This is a genomic window from Rhodanobacter sp. FW106-PBR-R2A-2-24, assembly GCF_058789615.1.
On the sequence record NZ_JBYTBV010000002.1, the window covers coordinates 2,876,651 to 2,893,123 of the forward strand.

13 protein-coding genes, 1 pseudogene and 1 riboswitch are annotated in these 16,473 nt (G+C 70.2%); of the genes and pseudogenes, 12 read left to right on the top strand and 2 right to left on the bottom strand.

The annotated features are described in order from the left end of the window. Nucleotides 1-20 precede the first annotated feature (20 nt). The gene (locus AC3WQA_RS14215) at nt 21-932 is read right to left on the bottom strand and encodes a LysR family transcriptional regulator ArgP (RefSeq protein WP_492675695.1); all 912 of its coding nucleotides are present in this window, start codon (nt 930-932) and stop codon (nt 21-23) included. A gap of 119 nt (nt 933-1,051) precedes the next feature. Between AC3WQA_RS14215 and AC3WQA_RS14220 the strand changes: the two genes are divergently transcribed. After that, on the top strand, nt 1,052-1,669 hold the full coding sequence (locus tag AC3WQA_RS14220) for a LysE/ArgO family amino acid transporter (protein ID WP_492675696.1): 618 nt from the start codon (nt 1,052-1,054) through the stop codon (nt 1,667-1,669). 68 nt (nt 1,670-1,737) lie between these two features. Continuing rightward, nucleotides 1,738-3,408 (top strand): NAD+ synthase, encoded by a 1,671-nt coding sequence (locus AC3WQA_RS14225; RefSeq protein ID WP_492675697.1) that lies wholly within the window; start codon nt 1,738-1,740, stop codon nt 3,406-3,408. Nucleotides 3,409-3,471: 63 nt separating this feature from the next. Here the strand turns inward: AC3WQA_RS14225 and AC3WQA_RS14230 are convergent, their stop codons facing one another. Next, complete coding sequence (locus AC3WQA_RS14230) at nt 3,472-4,332, bottom strand: outer membrane protein assembly factor BamD (RefSeq protein ID WP_492675698.1); 861 nt, start codon at nt 4,330-4,332, stop codon at nt 3,472-3,474. 91 nt (nt 4,333-4,423) lie between these two features. On the opposite strand from AC3WQA_RS14230, the gene rluD reads away from it, so the two are divergent. The 10 genes and pseudogenes from rluD to cobD form a co-directional block, all read left to right on the top strand. Further along, on the top strand, nt 4,424-5,395 hold the full coding sequence (rluD, locus tag AC3WQA_RS14235; protein ID WP_492675699.1) for a 23S rRNA pseudouridine(1911/1915/1917) synthase RluD: 972 nt from the start codon (nt 4,424-4,426) through the stop codon (nt 5,393-5,395). A gap of 34 nt (nt 5,396-5,429) precedes the next feature. Next, nucleotides 5,430-6,176: a peptidoglycan editing factor PgeF gene (gene pgeF / locus AC3WQA_RS14240; protein WP_492675700.1), complete on the top strand. Its 747-nt coding sequence runs from the start codon at nt 5,430-5,432 to the stop codon at nt 6,174-6,176. A 142-nt stretch (nt 6,177-6,318) separates the two neighbouring features. Next, nucleotides 6,319-8,913 carry an ATP-dependent chaperone ClpB gene (clpB, locus tag AC3WQA_RS14245; protein ID WP_492675701.1) on the top strand — a complete coding sequence of 865 codons (2,595 nt, stop codon included), beginning with the start codon at nt 6,319-6,321 and terminating at the stop codon, nt 8,911-8,913. A gap of 160 nt (nt 8,914-9,073) precedes the next feature. Continuing rightward, a riboswitch (cobalamin riboswitch) is annotated at nt 9,074-9,299 on the top strand. Between the two features lie 36 nt (nt 9,300-9,335). Beyond that, nucleotides 9,336-11,267, top strand: a complete 1,932-nt coding sequence (gene btuB / locus AC3WQA_RS14250; RefSeq protein WP_492675702.1) for a TonB-dependent vitamin B12 receptor — start codon at nt 9,336-9,338, stop codon at nt 11,265-11,267. A 160-nt stretch (nt 11,268-11,427) separates the two neighbouring features. Then, entirely contained in the window at nt 11,428-12,003 is a 576-nt protein-coding gene (locus AC3WQA_RS14255; protein ID WP_492675703.1) for a hypothetical protein, read from the top strand. A 3-nt stretch (nt 12,004-12,006) separates the two neighbouring features. Continuing rightward, entirely contained in the window at nt 12,007-12,645 is a 639-nt protein-coding gene (locus tag AC3WQA_RS14260) for a hypothetical protein (RefSeq protein ID WP_492675704.1), read from the top strand. Next, the gene (gene cobO, locus AC3WQA_RS14265) at nt 12,642-13,265 is read left to right on the top strand and encodes a cob(I)yrinic acid a,c-diamide adenosyltransferase (RefSeq protein WP_492675705.1); all 624 of its coding nucleotides are present in this window, start codon (nt 12,642-12,644) and stop codon (nt 13,263-13,265) included. The genes AC3WQA_RS14260 and cobO overlap by 4 nt, the downstream gene beginning before the upstream one ends. Further along, nucleotides 13,262-14,551 carry a cobyrinic acid a,c-diamide synthase CobB gene (locus AC3WQA_RS14270; protein WP_492675706.1) on the top strand — a complete coding sequence of 430 codons (1,290 nt, stop codon included), beginning with the start codon at nt 13,262-13,264 and terminating at the stop codon, nt 14,549-14,551. The genes cobO and AC3WQA_RS14270 overlap by 4 nt, the downstream gene beginning before the upstream one ends. Beyond that, nucleotides 14,548-15,474, top strand: coding sequence for an adenosylcobinamide-phosphate synthase CbiB (gene cbiB, locus AC3WQA_RS14275; RefSeq protein WP_492675707.1), 927 nt, complete (start codon nt 14,548-14,550; stop codon nt 15,472-15,474). Before AC3WQA_RS14270 ends, cbiB begins: the two co-directional genes overlap by 4 nt. Beyond that, a pseudogene (gene cobD / locus AC3WQA_RS14280) lies at nt 15,467-16,435 on the top strand (threonine-phosphate decarboxylase CobD); the annotation flags it as partial. The gene cbiB and the pseudogene cobD, both read left to right, overlap by 8 nt. Nucleotides 16,436-16,473 lie beyond the last annotated feature (38 nt).

Genomic DNA, 16,473 nt, shown 5'->3' on the forward strand with positions numbered 1-16,473 from the left:
CACACATCGGCGCAAATCCTTCACCTGGAGGCTTCGCGTTGCCGCAGATCCCGGCGCGCCGCCGCCAGCAACGCGGCAGTGAGCCGGTCGAGCGACGCCGAACGCACCGCCCAGTGTTGCCAGTACAGCGGCACGTCCAGCCAGTGGCCGGGCGCCAGCGGCTGCACGGCGTGTTCGTGTAGCCATGGGCGCAGCATCGATTCGGGTGCCATGCACCAGCCAAGGCCGAGCGCGGCAGCTTCCACGAAGCCGGTGGAGGAGGGCAGGTAATGCGTGGGCGGGTTGAGGCGTGCGCGGGTGATACGACGCATGAAACGCCACTGCAGGGCGTCCTTGCGGTTGAACACCAGCAATGGCGCGCCACCCAGTGCGGCGGCGTCCAAACCATTGGCGAAGTGGCGCGCCACGAAGGCGGGCGATGCCACCGGCAGGTAGCGCATCATGCCCAGTGGGCGCACCGTGCAACCGGATACGGGCCGCGCGTCGGCCGCGATCGCGCCGAGCACGCTGCCGTCGCGTAGCAGTTCCAGCGAATGATCTTGATCCTCCACCCGCAGGTCGAACAGCAGGCCGTGCCGTTCGTGCAGGCTGGCCAGCGCGCCGATCAGCCAGGTTGCGAGGGAGTCCGCGTTCACCGCGATGGCCAGGGTCGTCCGCGCCGGAGCCGTGGCGCTTTCCGGTCGCAGGGTTTCCAGGGTTTCGGCCTCCAGCAGCTGCATCTGCCGCAAGCCGCGCAACAGGTGCTCGCCCGCCACCGTGGCGCGGCAGGGCGCCCGGCGCAGAACCAGCACCTGCCCTAGCCGATCCTCCAGCGCCTTGACGCGCTGGGAAATCGCCGAAGGCGTTACCACCAGTCGCCGGGCGGCACCCTCGAAGCTGCCTTCGCCGATCACGGCGGCGAAGGCGGCAAGCTGCGGATGGAGCAGGCTCACAGGGGCCTCCTTGGAAACGGCAAGACAATTCAGATTTTCTAAACAGAACTCAGATTATTTAGTTTTACTGAAGGACGCCAGCACGCCACCATGGCGTACCTCATCGCCGGATCGATCTCATGCAAGCTTCCGTCTGGTTCGCGGGCCTCGCTGCCGGCGCGGGCCTGATCGTCGCCATTGGTGCGCAAAACGCATTCGTGCTGCGCCAGGGGCTGCAACGCAGCCACGTCGGTGCCGTGGTGTCGGTCTGCATTCTCTCGGATGTGCTGCTGATCCTGCTCGGCGTCGGCGGCGTGGGTCTGCTGGTGAAGCAATTGCCCGGGCTCCTGCAGGTGCTGCGCTACGCCGGCGCGAGCTTCCTCGCGGCCTATGGCGTGCTGGCGCTGTACCGCGCCTGGCGCGGCGAAAGCGGCCTGCAGCCTTCCGGCGAACGCGCGGCCGGCCGGCGCCGCGCCGTGCTGGCCTGCCTGGGGTTCACCTTGCTGAACCCACATGTCTATCTAGACACCGTGGTGCTGCTGGGCAGCCTCTCCACGCATTACGCCGGAGCCGGGCGCTGGTTCTTCGCGGGTGGCGCCTGTACGGCCAGCGCCTTGTGGTTCACCGCGTTGGGCTACGGCGCGCGCTTGCTGTTGCCGGTATTCCGTAGCCCACTGACGTGGCGGGCGCTGGATGGGCTGGTGGCCGCCTTCATGCTGGTTCTGGCCGTGCTGCTGTTGCAGCGGCCGCTGGTTTGATCGCCGCCCGGGAGGAATCCGGCTGCCGCTATCATACGAGGCCATTTCCGCTACCGGATCCCCACGGCATGACCGTCTTCCGCCTCGCTCTGGCCCAGCACGATTTCCCGGTGGGCGCGGTCGCCGCGAATGCGGCGAAGGTGCGCGCGCTGATGCGCGAGGCGCGTGCCGGCGGCGCTTCGCTGGTGGCGTTTCCCGAGCTGACGCTGTCCGGTTACCCGCCGGAGGATCTGCTGCTGCGCCCCAGTTTCCTCGCCGCCTGCCAACAGGCGCTGGAAGCGCTGGCCGCCGAGGCCGACGGCACGGCGGCGCTGGTGGGTTTCCCTCACAACGAGGGCGAGGTCTACAACGCCGCCGCGCTGCTGCGCGCGGGGCAGGTGGAGGCTATCGCGCACAAGCAGGCCTTGCCCAACTACGGTGTGTTCGACGACAAGCGCTATTTCCGCCCCGGCCATGCCAGTGCCGTGGCCGAGATCGACGACGTGCGTGTGGGCTGGCTGATCTGCGAGGACATCTGGCAGGCCGAGCCGGCGGCGGCCGCCGCGCGTGCCGGCGCGCAGTTGCTGGTGGTGGTGAACGCCTCGCCCTGGGACGGCGCGAAGCAGGCCGAACGCGAGGCCGTGCTGGCGCAGCGCGCGCGCGAAACCGGCTGCGCCATCGCCTACGTGAACCTGGTGGGTGGGCAGGACGAGGTGGTCTACGACGGCGGCTCGCTGCTGGTGAACGGCGACGGCGGCATCGCCGCGCGCGCGCCGGCCTTCGTCGACGCACTCTTGTGGGCCGAGTTCGATCCGGCCACACGCGTGCTGCGTGCCGACGCCTGGCCGGAGCATGGCGACGACGGCGCCGAGGCCGTGCTCTACGCCGCGCTGGTGCGCGGCATCCGCGACTACATCACCAAGAACGGTTTCCCCGGCGTGCTGCTGGGTCTTTCCGGCGGCATCGACTCCGCGCTGACCCTCGCACTGGCGGTGGACGCGCTGGGCGCCGAACGGGTCACCGCGGTGATGATGCCCACCCGCTACACCTCGCAGCTCTCGCTGGATGGCGCGCGCCTGCAGGCCGAGCAATTGGGCGTGGATTACCACGTGATCGACGTGGAGCCTACGGTGGATAGCTTCATCCACGCGCTCACTCCCGCTTTTGCCGGCAAGGGGCCGGACACCACCGAGGAAAACCTGCAGTCGCGCAGCCGCGGCGTGATGCTGATGGCGCTCTCCAACAAACACGGCAAGCTCTTGCTCGCCACCGGCAACAAGAGCGAGATGGCGGTGGGCTACTGCACGCTGTACGGCGACATGTGCGGCGCCTATGCGCCGATCAAGGATGTGTACAAGACGGCGGTGTACCGCCTGGCACGCTGGCGCAACGGGGCCGGGACGTGGAACTCGGAACTCGGGACTCGGCAGGACGGGACTTCGCGCGTCAGTCGTCTTGCGCCAATCCCGGAAGAGGTCATCGACCGCGCGCCCTCCGCCGAGCTGCGCGCCGACCAGACCGACCAGGATTCCCTGCCGCCCTACGAGGTGCTGGACGCCATCCTCGAACGCTTCATCGAGCGCGAGGAATCGCAGGCGGAGATCGTCGCGGCGGGTTTCGAGGCCGCCACCGTGCATCGCGTGGTGCGCCTGGTGCTGGCCAACGAGTTCAAGCGCCGTCAGTCTGCCCCTGGCCCGCGTGTCACCACCCGCGCCTTCGGGCGCGAGCGGCGCTATCCGATTACTTCGGGGTGGCGGTGAGTCGGTGGGGTTCGGCCAAAAGCCGAAGCCTCCATTTCTGATTTATCGAGGCCGCAAGCGGCCTCAATGGTGCCGCACGAACGGCACCATCTTGCGCCACATCGACACCTGGTGCGGCCACTTCGGGTCTTTCAGGTAGGGGTGGTTCGGGTAGTTGAGCGCCAGCACCTGGCGGCTCTGGTCGGCGAGCTTGTCTTCCTTCAGCGCGAGGTAGCTGCGGGTGAGGATGGCCAGCGCGTCGGCGGTCTGCGGCGCCTGCTGGTAGTGCTCGACCACGTACTGCGCGCGGTTGGCGGCGCCGACGTAGACGCGGTTGTACAGGTAGAATTCGGCCACGTTGATTTCGTACTGTGCCAGCACGTTGCGCAGGTAGATCATGCGCTGGCGCGCATCGCTGGCGTAGGCGCTGTCGGGGAAGCGGCGCGACAGCTCGGCGAAGTCGTCGAAGGATTCCAGGTTGTAGGCCTGGTCGCGGCGCGATTCGGCCTCTTCGCTGCGGGAGACGCGATCCATGAAGCCAGTCGTGCGGTCGAAATTGATCAGGCCGCGCAGGTAGTAGGCATAATCCACATGCTTGTTGGCCGGATAGGTCTTGATGAAGCGCTTGACCGTGGCGTAGGCATCGTCCGAGTCGCCGTCCTTGTACTGCGCATAGGCCAGTTCCAGCTGCGCCTGCTCGTTGTATTCCCCGGAGGGGAAGCGCGCGATCAGGCGCTGGTAGGCCTTGATCGCGGACACATAGTCGGCGTTTTCCAGCGAGACGTGCGCCTTGTTGTACAGCGTGCCCACTGGCATGGTGTCGATGTTGTCGCGCTTGTGGAACCACGAGCAGGCGCCCAGCGACAATGCCAGCGCCAGCACGACGAGCAGGCGCAGGCTGTGGCGGATGGACGGCGACGCGGGCAGGACGTTGGATGGACGCATGAATGAGGATTCAGATGTTTGATCGAAAAGGCATGATAGCCGAAACCGGCGCGACCCCGCGGCCCGCCGCCAGCGTGGCTGGAGGTGCAGCATGACCGCGATACGCCATGAGGCCCGGGTGCCGCTGACGGCGGCCGGACGCAGGTTCGACCAGGCGCTGGCCGAGTTGTTCCCCGATTATTCGCGCTCGCGCCTCACCGCCTGGATCAAGTCCGGCGCGGCCACCCTGGACGGCGCCGTGGCGCCGCCGCGCCAGCTGCTGCGCGGCGGCGAGCAGGTGCACCTGGAGGCCGAGCTGGAAACCGAGCTGGACGATGCGCCCGAGGCCATCGCGCTCGCCATCGTGCACGAGGACGAACACCTGCTGGTGCTGGACAAGCCCGCCGGCCTGGTGGTGCACCCCGGTGCCGGCAACCCCTCCGGCACCCTGCTGAACGCCCTGCTGCACCACGATGCGACGTTGGCCGAGCTGCCGCGCGCCGGCATCGTGCACCGGCTGGACAAGGACACCTCCGGTCTGATGGTGGTGGCCAAGACCCTGCCGGCGATGACCGCGCTGGTCGACCTGCTGTCGCGCCACGAGGTGGAGCGGCAGTACGAGGCCGTGGTGCTGGGCAGCCTGGTGGCTGGCGGTACGGTGGACGCGCCGATCGGCCGCAGCATGGGCGACCGCCTGCGCCAGGCCGTGCGCGACGAGGAAAGTGGCAAGCATGCCGTCACCCACTACCGCCTGCGCGAGCGCTTCCGTGCGCACAGCCTGATCCAGTGCAACCTGGAAACCGGCCGCACCCACCAGATCCGCGTGCACCTCACCCACATCAACCACCCGCTGGTGGGCGATCCACTCTACGGCGGCGGGCTCAAGCTGCCCCGGCGCGCCACGCCGGAACTGGCCGCCGCCCTGCGCGGTTTCCGTCGCCAGGCGCTGCATGCCGAGCGGCTGGCCTTCGAGCACCCCATCACCGGCGAAGCGCTGGCCTTCACGACTGAACGTCCTGCCGACATGACGGCGCTGATCGTCGCCCTGCGCGACGACCTGGCCGCCCACGGCCACGACGATTGACCGCGTCCCCACCTCTCATCTCCCTTCCCGCAGCATGACCGACAGCTGGATCTTCCCCGATTGGCCCGCCCCCGCGAACGTGCACGCCGCGGTGACCACCTGCGACGGCCCGGGTGTGTCGAGCGCGCCCTACGGCCGCTTCAACCTCGGCTCGCGCAGTGGTGAAGCGGTCGAGCGGGTTGCCAGCAACCGCGAGGCGCTGGTCGCCGCGCTGCACCTGCCCAGTGCGCCGCGCTGGCTGCATCAGGTGCACGGCAACCGCGTGGCCGAACTCGGCCCGCTGCCTGCCGCGGCGGAACCGCAGGCCGACGCCGCCGTCTCGCGCATCCCCGGTACCGTGCTCGCCATTCTCACCGCCGACTGCCTGCCGGTGCTGCTGTGCGCCGACGACGGCAGCGCCATCGCCGCCGCCCACGCGGGCTGGCGCGGGCTGGCTGCCGGCGTGCTGGAGGCCACCATCGAACAGCTGCAACTGCCGCCGGCGCGCCTGCTGGCGTGGCTGGGGCCGTGCATCGCCGGGCCGTCCTACGAGGTGGGCGAGGAAGTGCGGGCCGCCTTCGTGGATCATGCCCCTGCGGCCGCTGCCTGTTTCGTCGCCACGCGGCCGGGGCATTGGCGCTGCGACCTCGCCGCACTGGCGCGCCAGCGCCTGGCCGCCGCCGGCGTCGCGCGGGTGCACGGCGGCGGCTTCGACACCTTCACCGACGCGCGTTTCTATTCCTACCGCCGCGAAGGCGCGAAGAGCGGGCGATTTGCCAGCCTGGTCTGGCTGGCGGGGTGAGTCGCGCCGCGCGGCCCCGCCCGGCCCCGCTGCCGTCGCCTTGACTTTCCCTGCGACATCATCCGCTTGAATGCCGCGCCGCCACCCGCATCTCTGCGGGCAGTGGCGGCGCGGCCGCCAAACCTTCGATGGGGTCAAGCCGATGCGTATGGACAAACTCACCTCGCGTTTCCAGCAGGCGCTGGCCGACGCGCAGTCGCTGGCCGTGGGCCGCGACCACAACATGCTCGAACCCGCGCACGTGATGGCGGCGCTCCTGGCCCAGCAGGGCGGTTCGACCGCGCCACTCTTGACCAAGGCGGGCGTGAACGTACCGGCGCTGCGCCAGCGCGTGGACGAGTTGCTCGACCGCCTGCCCAAGGTCAGCGGGCAGGAAGGCAACATCAACCTGGGCAACGAACTCAACCGCCTGCTCAACCTCACCGACAAGCTGGCGCAGCAGCGCGGCGATGCGTTCATCGCCAGCGAGCTGTTCGTGCTGGCGGCGCTGGAGGACAAGGGCGAGCTGGGCGCGGCGCTGAAGGCGGCCGGCGCCACCAAGGCGAACCTGGAGGCGGCGATCGAACAGTTGCGCGGCGGCGAGAAGGTGCAGAGCGAGAACGCCGAGGAGCAGCGCCAGGCGCTGGAGAAATACTGCATCGACCTCACCGCGCGCGCCGAGTCGGGCAAGCTCGATCCGGTGATCGGCCGCGACGAGGAGATCCGCCGCACCATCCAGGTGCTGCAGCGGCGCACCAAGAACAACCCGGTGTTGATCGGCGAGCCCGGTGTGGGCAAGACCGCGATCGTGGAAGGTCTTGCCCAGCGCATCATCAAGGATGAAGTGCCCGAAGGCTTGCGCGGTCGCCGTGTGCTGGCGCTGGACATGGGCGCGCTGATCGCCGGCGCGAAATTTCGCGGCGAATTCGAGGAGCGGCTGAAGGCGGTGCTCAACGATCTGGCCAAGAACGAAGGCCAGATCATCCTGTTCATCGACGAGCTGCACACCATGGTCGGCGCCGGCAAGGGCGAGGGCGCGATGGATGCCGGCAACATGCTCAAGCCGGCGCTGGCGCGCGGCGAGCTGCACTGCATCGGCGCCACCACGCTGGACGAATACCGCAAGTACATCGAGAAGGACGCCGCGCTGGAGCGCCGCTTCCAGAAAGTGTTCGTGGGCGAGCCTTCCGTCGAGGACACCATCGCGATCCTGCGTGGCCTGAAAGAGCGCTACGCCGTGCATCACGGCGTGGAGATCACCGATCCGGCCATCGTCGCCGCGGCCACGCTGTCCAACCGCTACATCCCGGACCGCCAGCTGCCGGACAAGGCCATCGACTTGATGGACGAGGCCGCCTCGCGCATCCGCATGGAGATCGACTCCAAGCCGGAGGAACTGGACCGGCTGGAGCGCCGGCTGATCCAGCTGAAGATCCAGCGCGAGATGCTGAAGAAGGAGAAGGACAGCGAGTCGAAGCAGCGCCTGGCGGATCTCGAAACCGACATCGGCAAGCTCGAACGCGAGTTCTCCGACCTCAACGAAATCTGGAAGTCCGAGAAGGCCGCGCTGCAGGGCAGCACCAAGGTGAAGGAGCAGATCGAGGCTGCGCACCATGAGCTGGAGGCGGCGCAGCGCCGGCAGGACTACGCCACGATGAGCGAGATCCAGTACGGCCGCCTGCCACAGCTGGAGAAGCAGCTGGCCGCCGCCAGCGATGCCGAACATCGCGAGTTCAAGCTGGTGCAGACGCGCGTCACCGCCGAGGAAATCGCCGAAGTGGTGGCGCGCTGGACCGGCATCCCGGTGGCCAAGATGCTGGAAGGCGAGCGTGAAAAGCTGCTGCACATGGAGGATGCGCTGCATCGGCGCGTGGTGGGCCAGGACGAAGCCGTGCGCGCGGTGTCCGATGCGGTGCGCCGCGCCCGCGCGGGGCTGTCCGATCCCAACCGGCCCAGCGGTTCCTTCCTGTTCCTCGGCCCTACCGGCGTGGGCAAGACCGAGCTGTGCAAGGCGCTGGCCGAGTTCCTGTTCGACACCACCGACGCGATGGTGCGCATCGACATGAGCGAGTTCATGGAGAAGCATTCGGTGAGCCGCCTGGTCGGCGCGCCGCCGGGCTACGTCGGCTACGAGGAGGGTGGCTACCTCACCGAGGCGGTGCGCCGGCGGCCGTACAGCGTGATCCTGCTGGACGAGGTGGAGAAGGCGCACCCGGACGTGTTCAACATCCTGCTGCAGGTGCTGGACGACGGTCGCCTCACCGACGGCCAGGGCCGCACGGTGGACTTCCGCAACACCGTCATCGTGATGACCTCCAACCTCGGCTCGCAGCTGATCCAGGAGGCCGCCAGCGAAGGCGGCACGGATGCGGAGGCGGACTACCTGCAGATGAAGGCGCAGGTGCTGGGCGTGGTGCAGGCGCACTTCCGCCCCGAGTTCATCAACCGGCTGGATGAGCTGGTGGTGTTCCGTCCGCTGGGCAAGGCGCAGATCCGCGCCATCGCGAAGATCCAGCTGGCCAACCTGGAGCAGCGCCTGGCCGAGCGTCAGCTCAAGCTGGACGTGGGCGACGACGCGCTGGCCCTGCTCGGCAACGTCGGCTTCGATCCGGTGTATGGCGCGCGGCCGCTGAAGCGCGCGATCCAGCAGCAGCTGGAGAACCCGCTGGCGCGGGACATCCTGGATGGCCGCTACGTTCCAGGCAACACCGTGCGCGTCAGCGCCGAAGCGGGCCGCCTGGTGTTCCACGCCAGCTGACGCGTGTTCGGCAGCCGCCAGTTACCGTGCGTGGGAGTGCCTTCAGATGCGAAGGGTTTCTCGCGAGCTACTGTCGCGCGCAAGGACGCTCCCACGGTCGGCGGTGCGCTCGCCTGTGGCGTACCGCCGCGTCGCGTGACTTTGCCGGCGGCGCTCGCCTATCATGCGTCCTGCCTGAGGTGACCGCTGGCTTGTGCCAATGGTTGAAACGGGAATCCGGTGCCGTCGTCCGCGTTTGGACGGCCATTCCGGAGCTGCCCCCGCAACGGTAGGCGAGCAAACGGTTCACACGAAGCCACTGCGCTGCGGCGCGGGAAGGCGTGGATCGGCAAGGCGCAAAGCCTTGGCTCGCAAGCCCGGAGACCGGCCTTTCGGCGTATCCCGACAAGCGGTGGGCTTGTGTGCGGACGCCGTGCGCCCGCATGGCGCCGTCGCTTCCTTCGCCGCCTGTCGCCACCCAAACGGTGCCGCGCGGGAAGGTGCGGCCGAAGGAGTTTCGCGTGTCGTTGCGTCCCGTTGTTGCGCGCCGGTGTGTGCTGGCGCTTGCCTTGTCGTCCCTGCTGTCGCCGGCCTTCGCCGCCGATGGCGCCACCGACCTCGATCAGCTGGTGGTCACCGCCAGCCGCACCGACCAGACCGAATCGGCCACCCTGGCCGCGGTCACCGTGATCGACCGCGCCGAGATCGAGCGCCTGCAGCCCAATTCGCTGCAGGATCTGCTGCGCGGTCTGCCGGGCATGTCCATCGCCAACAACGGCGGGCCGGGCAAGTCCACCTCGATCTTCCTGCGCGGCACCGAGTCGGACCACGTGCTGGTGTTGGTCGATGGTGTGCGCATCGGCTCGGCCACCGCCGGCGGCGCCTCCATCCAGGACATTCCGGTGGATCAGATCGAGCGCGTGGAGATCGTGCGCGGCCCGTATTCCAGCCTGTACGGCTCCGAGGCCGTGGGCGGCGTGATCCAGATCTTCACCCGCCGCGCGCAAGGCCCGTTCGCACCGCACGCCAGTCTGGGCGCCGGCAGCTATGGCGCGCTGCGCGGCAGCGCGGGCGTGGCCAGCAAGGGCGAGCGCGGCTGGTACTCGGTGGATGTGGCGCACCAGAACACCGACGGCATCGACGCCACCCGCTGCAACCCCGCCGGCTACGGCGGTTGCCCGGCGGTGGATCGCGACCGCGACGGCTACCGCAACAACTCGCTCAACCTGCGCGGCGGCTACCGCTTCAGCGAGCAGCTGGACGGCGATGCGCTGCTGTTCCGCGCGCAGGGCCACAACGCGTACGACGGCAGCGTCAGCGATGCCGCCGACGTCGTGCAGCAGGTGGCCGGCGCGCGCCTGCGCTACACCCCTGCGAAGGATGTCGCCGTCACCGCCAGCGTGGGCAAGAGCGCCGACGAGAGCGACAACCTGCTGTATGGCTGGCCCGCCGGCCGCTTCGACACGCACCGCGACCTGGGCTCGCTGCAGGCCGACATCGGCGCCGCCGGTGGCCTGTTCAGCCTGGGCTGGGACTGGCAGCGCGACCGCATCGACAGCAGCACGCATTACGCCGTGGATCACCGCATCAACCAGGGCGTGTTCGGTCAGTGGCAGGGCAGTTTCGGCGCGCAGTCGCTGCAGGCCAGCCTGCGCCGCGACGACAACGCGCAGTTCGGCGGCAAGACCACCGGCAGCCTGCTGTGGGGCTGGCAACTCAGCCAGGCGCTGCGCCTCAGCGCCAGCTACGGCACCGCCTACAAGGCGCCCACCTTCAACGAGCTGTATTTCCCCGGCTACGGCAACGCGGCGCTCAAGCCGGAAACCTCGCGCAGCGTCGAGCTGGGCCTGCGCGGCAGCCATGACTGGGGCCACTGGTCGCTGCATGGCTACGAGACGCGGGTGGAACACCTGATCGCCTTCGACGCCGCCACCTTTGCCCCGGCCAACATCGACAAGGCGCGCATCCGCGGCGTGGAAGCGGCGGTGGACGGCAGCCTGGCGCAGTGGAACTGGCGCGCCAGCGCGAACTGGCTGGACCCGCGCAACGACGCGGCCGGCGCCTCGAACGGCAAGGTGTTGCCGCGCCGCGTGCGGCAGAGCGTGCGCATCGACCTGGATCGCCAGCTCGGCGCCTTCAGCGTGGGCGGCAGCCTGTACGCCGCCGACCAGCGTTACGACGACCTGGCCAACAAGAGCCGCATGGGCGGCTATACGCTGACCGACCTGCGCCTGGGCTACACGGTCAGCCCGGCGTGGAACCTGCGCCTGTCGCTCAACAACGTGTTCGACCGTCGTTACGAAACCGCGCGCTGGTACAACCAGCCCGGCCGCAACTGGATGCTTACGCTGAACTATCGCCCGACGGCGTCCTGAAGCGGCGACACGCGAACCAGGGACGGGACGCATGCCGGTCGGGCGCGGGATGGCCCGGCCGGTCGGGCCGGGTTCGGACAGGCGCCGAACCAGGCGGCCGGACAGGGCGGAGCGCCCTGCGCCGGCCACCGGCCTATCCCTCCACGAGGAGTACATCGCGATGAAGCCCTTGTCCCGCAATGCGTCCACCAGCGTGTTTTTTGCGCTGGCGGTGTTGATGGTGGCCACCCGTTACCACCATCTGGGGTCGCTGCTGCACCTGCCCGATGCCTCGATGGCGGTGTTCTTCCTCGGCGGCCTGTGGCTGCGCCGGCATGTGCTGTTCGCCGTGTTGCTGGCGCTGGCCGTGGCGGTGGACTGGGCATCGGTGAGCCTGGCCGGCAACAGCGATTTCTGCATCACCCTGGCCTACGGCTTCCTGCCCGTGGCCTATGCCGTGCTGTGGTATGCCGGCCGCGCGGTGGCCGGCCGCCTGCAGGCGACGCCGTGGCCGCTGCTGCTGGCCTTCGGCGCGGCCGCGCTGGCGGCGGCGCTGTCGTTCGCCATCTCCAACGGCGCGTTCTACTGGCTGGGCGGGCGCTATGCGAACCCGCACCTGGCCGAATATCTCGCCCGCGCCTGGCAGTGGGGGCCGCTGTTCGTGCGCACCACGCTGACCTATATGGCGGTGGGCCTGCTGGGCTACGCGGCGCTGGCGCGGCTGCCGCGCCAGCGCCGCGCGACGGCGGAGGGCTGAGCCATGACGGCCACACACAGCGATAGCGTGCGTCTGCGCGGCGCGGCGGCCTGGGGCGCCGGCATCGCGCTGGCGCTGCTGATGATCGTCACCCGCGGCCACCATGCGGCCAGCATCGGTGTGCTGCCCAGCGCCTCGTGGGCGGTGTTCTTCCTGGCCGGGCTGTGGCTGCGGCCGTGGTGGGGCTTCGCGGCGTTGTTCGCGCTCTCCACCGCGCTGGATTTCGGCCTGCTCAACGGCGGTCAGGTCGATCCGTGGTGCGTGTCGCCCTCGTACTGGGTGCTGCTGCCGGCCTACGCCAGCCTGTGGCTGGCCGGGCGCGTGTTGGCGCACTGGCTGGGCCAGGTGCGGGCGGAGTCTGCGCTGGCCGTGCGCCTGCTGGTGTCGGTGGCGCTGGGGGCGCTGGGGGCGCTGGTCTGCGCGGCCGTCGCCTTGCTGGCCTACGTGCTCTCCGGCGGCGGTTTCTATTTCCTCTCCGGGCGCTATGCCGAGCCCAGCCTGGCCGGCTTTGCGCTGCGCATCGCGCATTACTACCCGCAGCGGCTGGGCGTGCTGGCCGGCTACGTGGGCGCGGGAGTGGCGGCGCTGTCCATGCTGCGGCTGGCGCTGGCGCGCGATCCGTCCGGCGAGGCCGCGGCATGAGCGCGCCTGCGGAGCCGGGTACGGCGGAGGATCGCCACCGCGAGCGCATGGCGCGCAAGAAGGATCTGGTGGATCGCAAGATCGCCGCCGCCACCATCGAGCGCGGTGTGGTGGTGGTCAACACTGGCAACGGCAAGGGCAAGAGCTCGTCGGGCTTCGGCATGCTGGCGCGCTCGCTGGGGCACGGTTTCCGTTGCGGCGTGGTGCAGTTCATCAAGGGCGCCTTCGCCACCGGCGAGGAGGCGTTCTTCCGCCGTTTCGAGGGCGACCTCCTCGACTACCACGTGATGGGCGAGGGCTATACCTGGGAAACCCAGGACAAGGCGCGCGACGTCGAGAAGGCGCAGGCGGCGTGGCGCGAAGCTGCGCGCATGCTGGCCGATCCCGGCTACGATTTCGTGTTGCTGGATGAACTCAACATCGCCCTGGTGAAGGATTACGTGCAACTCGAACAGGTCACCCAGGCGCTGGCTGCGCGCCCGCCGCGCCAGCATGTGGTCATCACCGGTCGCGGCGCGCCCGATGGTCTGGTCGAAGTGGCCGACACGGTGAGCGAGATGCGCGTGGTGAAACACGCCTTCAAGGCCGGCATCAAGGCGCAGAAGGGCATCGAGCTGTGAACGTCGCCTGCCCCGCGCTGCTGGTGTCGGCGCCGGCCTCGGGGCAGGGCAAGACCTCGGTCACCGCGGCGCTGGCGCGCTGGCATGCGCGCCAGGGGCGGCGCGTGGCGGTGTTCAAGACCGGGCCGGATTTTCTCGACCCGCTGATCACCGGTCGCGCCGCCGGCGGCGAGGCCTGCCAGCTCGACCTGTGGATGGGCGGCGAGGCCGAGGTGCGCGCGCGCCTGCACGCGGCGGCGCAGCGCGCGGATCTGATCCTTGTCGAAGGCGTGATGGGCCTGTTCGACGGCGCGCCGTCCAGCGCCGATCTGGCGCAGCGGCTGGGCCTGCCGGTGCTGGCGGTGATCGACGGCAGCGCGATGGCGCAGAGCTTCGGCGCGCTGGCTTACGGGCTGGCGCATTACCGCGAGGGCGTGCGGCTGTACGGCGTGGCGGCCAACCGCATCGGCGGCGACTACCACGCCCGCCTGCTGCGCGAGAGCCTGCCGCCCGGCATCGCCTGGCTGGGCGCGCTGCCGCGCGAGGCAACGCTGGCGCTGCCCGAGCGCCACCTCGGCCTGGTCGCGGCGGGCGAACTCGACGATCTCGACGCCCGCCTCGATGCGCTGGCCGATGCCTGGGGCCGGCACGCCGACACCGCGCTACCGCCGCCGGTGGATTTCGCCGCCGCCGCGCTGCCCGCCGTGCCGCCGCTGCTGCGCGGCCGGCGCATCGCCATCGCGCGTGATGCCGCGTTCTGTTTCCTCTACCCCGCCAACCTCGACGTGCTGCGTGCGGCGGGCGCGGAGCTGCGTTTCTTCTCGCCGCTGGCGGACGAAGCCTTGCCCGAGTGCGACGCGCTCTGGCTGCCCGGCGGCTATCCCGAACTGCACCTCGCGGCGTTGTCGCAACGTGGCGACTGGTTCGCCGCGCTGCGTGCCCATCGCGATGCGGGCAAGCCGATCCTGGCCGAATGCGGCGGCATGCTGTGCCTGTTCGATGAACTGGGCGACGGCCACGGCCAGACCGCCGCGCTGGCCGGCCTGCTGCCCGGCCACGCCGTGCTGCAGCCGAGGCTGGCGGCGCTGGGCCTGCAGCAGGTGGTCCTGCCCGAAGGCGTGCTGCGCGGCCACACCTTCCACCACGCCCAGGCCAGCATCGCGGCCACGCCGCTGGCGCTGGCGGAAAACCCCAACGGCGCGCCCAGCCGCGAGGCGGTGTATCGCGACCGACGGCTCACCGCCAGCTTCGTGCACTTTTATTTTCCGTCCAACCCGGAGGCGGCCATGCGGCTGTTCCTGCCGTGAGCGTGGCGCTGACCCTGCTCGCCGCCGTGCTGCTGGACGCCTGGCTGGGCGAGCCGCGCCGCGCGCATCCGCTGGTGGCGTTTGGCCGTCTGGCCGGCTATCTGGAACAGCGCCTGTGGCGTGATCGGCGCGCTGCTGGCGTACTGGCCTGGGCGCTGGCGGTGCTGCCGCTGGTGGCGCTGGCCTGGGCGCTTGAGCGGCTGTGCGCCGGCGTGTCGCCGTGGTTGGCGCTGGGCTTGAACGCCGCGCTGCTGTACGCGGCCATCGGCCTGCGCTCGCTGGCCGAGCATGCCCGCCCGGTGGCGGCGGCGCTTGCCGCTGGTGATTTGCCCGCCGCGCAGCAGGCAGTGGGCCGCATCGTGGGCCGCGACACCCGCGTGCTCGACGCCGAGGGCGTGGCCAAGGCCGCCACCGAATCGGTGCTGGAAAACGGCAACGACGCGGTGTTCGGCGCGCTGTTCTGGTGCGCCGTGCTGGGCGCGCCCGGCGTGGTGCTCTACCGCCTCGCCAACACGCTGGATGCGATGTGGGGGCATCACACCGAGCGCTACCACTTCTTCGGTTGGTGCGCGGCGCGCGCCGACGACGTGCTGAATTTCATTCCCGCGCGGCTGGTGGCGTTGAGCTACGGCCTGTGCGGCCATTTCGAAGGCGCCTGGCGCGCCTGGCGCACGCAGGGCCGGTTGTGGGTCAGCCCCAACGCCGGCCCGGTGATGGCTGCCGGCGCGGGCGCGCTGGGCGTGCGGCTGGGCGGGCTGGCGCCGTACCAAGGGCGCTGGATCACGCGCCCCGAGCTGGGCAGTGGCGCACCGCCCACCGCCGCCGACATCGACCGCGCGATGGCCCTGGTGCGTCGTGCGGTGGTGTTGTGGTTGGCCGTGGCCTGGGTGATCGGCGTGGCCGGAGCGCTGGCGCATGCTTGAGCACGGTGGCCGGCTGCAATGCGCGGCGCGCGACTACGGCATTCCCTTGGCTGATTGGCTGGATCTCTCCACCGGCATCAGCCCGCACGGTTACCCGGCGCAGCCGCTGTCCGCCCGCTGCTGGCAACGCCTGCCGGAAGACGACGACGGCCTGATCGAGACGGCGCGCGACTACTATGGCGCGCCGCAACTGCTGGCCGTGGCCGGCTCGCAGGCGGCGATCCAGGCGCTGCCGCGTTTGCGCGCGCGCTCGCGCGTCGGCGTGCTGGCGCCGGGCTATGCCGAGCATGCGCATGCCTGGGCGCAGGCGGGCCACGATGTGCAACGCGCGGCGGCGACTGATTTGCTGGCGCGCGCCGACGAGTTCGACGTGCTGGTGCTGATCCATCCCAACAACCCCGGCGGCGAGCGCTTCACCGTCGACGCGCTGCTGGCGCTGCACGCGCGGCTCGCCGCGTGCGGCGGCTGGCTGGTGGTGGATGAGGCCTTCATGGACACCACGCCGCGGCACAGCCTGTGCGCGTACACGGCGCGCGAGGGGCTGATCGTGCTGCGCTCGGTGGGCAAGTTCTTCGGCTTGGCCGGCGCGCGCGCCGGCTTCGTCGCCGCCGCGCCGCCGCTGCTCGCCGCGCTGCGCGAACAGCTGGGGCCGTGGACGCTGAGCGGCCCGGCGCGCGAAGTGCTGCGGCGGGCCTTGGCCGATCGCCCGTGGCAGGCGCGCCAGCGTGAACGGCTCGCCGCCGAGGGCGAACGGCTCGCCGCGCTGCTGCGCGCGCACGGGCTGGAACCCAGCGGCGGCTGCGCGCTGTTCCAGTGGTGTGTGTGCGCCGATGCGCCGGCACGCCATCGCGCGCTGGCCGCGCAAGGCATCCTCACCCGGTTGTTCGATGAGCCGCCCAGCCTGCGCTTCGGCCTGCCCGCCGACGAGGCCGGCTGGTCGCGCCTCGCCGCTGCCCTGAAGCCCCTCTCCCCCCGGGAGCGGGGTTGGGGTGAGGGTAC

Excerpts from the sequence above, each read along its gene's own strand:
- btuB (WP_492675702.1), top strand. The coding sequence starts at position 9,336 with ATGGCGCCGTCGCTTCCTTCGCCGCCTGTCGCCACCCAAACGGTGCCG.
- AC3WQA_RS14225 (WP_492675697.1), top strand. The coding sequence starts at position 1,738 with ATGACCGTCTTCCGCCTCGCTCTGGCCCAGCACGATTTCCCGGTGGGC.
- AC3WQA_RS14260 (WP_492675704.1), top strand. The coding sequence starts at position 12,007 with ATGACGGCCACACACAGCGATAGCGTGCGTCTGCGCGGCGCGGCGGCC.
- AC3WQA_RS14255 (WP_492675703.1), top strand. The coding sequence starts at position 11,428 with ATGAAGCCCTTGTCCCGCAATGCGTCCACCAGCGTGTTTTTTGCGCTG.
- clpB (WP_492675701.1), top strand. The coding sequence starts at position 6,319 with ATGCGTATGGACAAACTCACCTCGCGTTTCCAGCAGGCGCTGGCCGAC.
- cobO (WP_492675705.1), top strand. The coding sequence starts at position 12,642 with ATGAGCGCGCCTGCGGAGCCGGGTACGGCGGAGGATCGCCACCGCGAG.
- rluD (WP_492675699.1), top strand. The coding sequence starts at position 4,424 with ATGACCGCGATACGCCATGAGGCCCGGGTGCCGCTGACGGCGGCCGGA.
- AC3WQA_RS14230 (WP_492675698.1), bottom strand. The coding sequence starts at position 4,332 with ATGCGTCCATCCAACGTCCTGCCCGCGTCGCCGTCCATCCGCCACAGC.
- pgeF (WP_492675700.1), top strand. The coding sequence starts at position 5,430 with ATGACCGACAGCTGGATCTTCCCCGATTGGCCCGCCCCCGCGAACGTG.
- AC3WQA_RS14220 (WP_492675696.1), top strand. The coding sequence starts at position 1,052 with ATGCAAGCTTCCGTCTGGTTCGCGGGCCTCGCTGCCGGCGCGGGCCTG.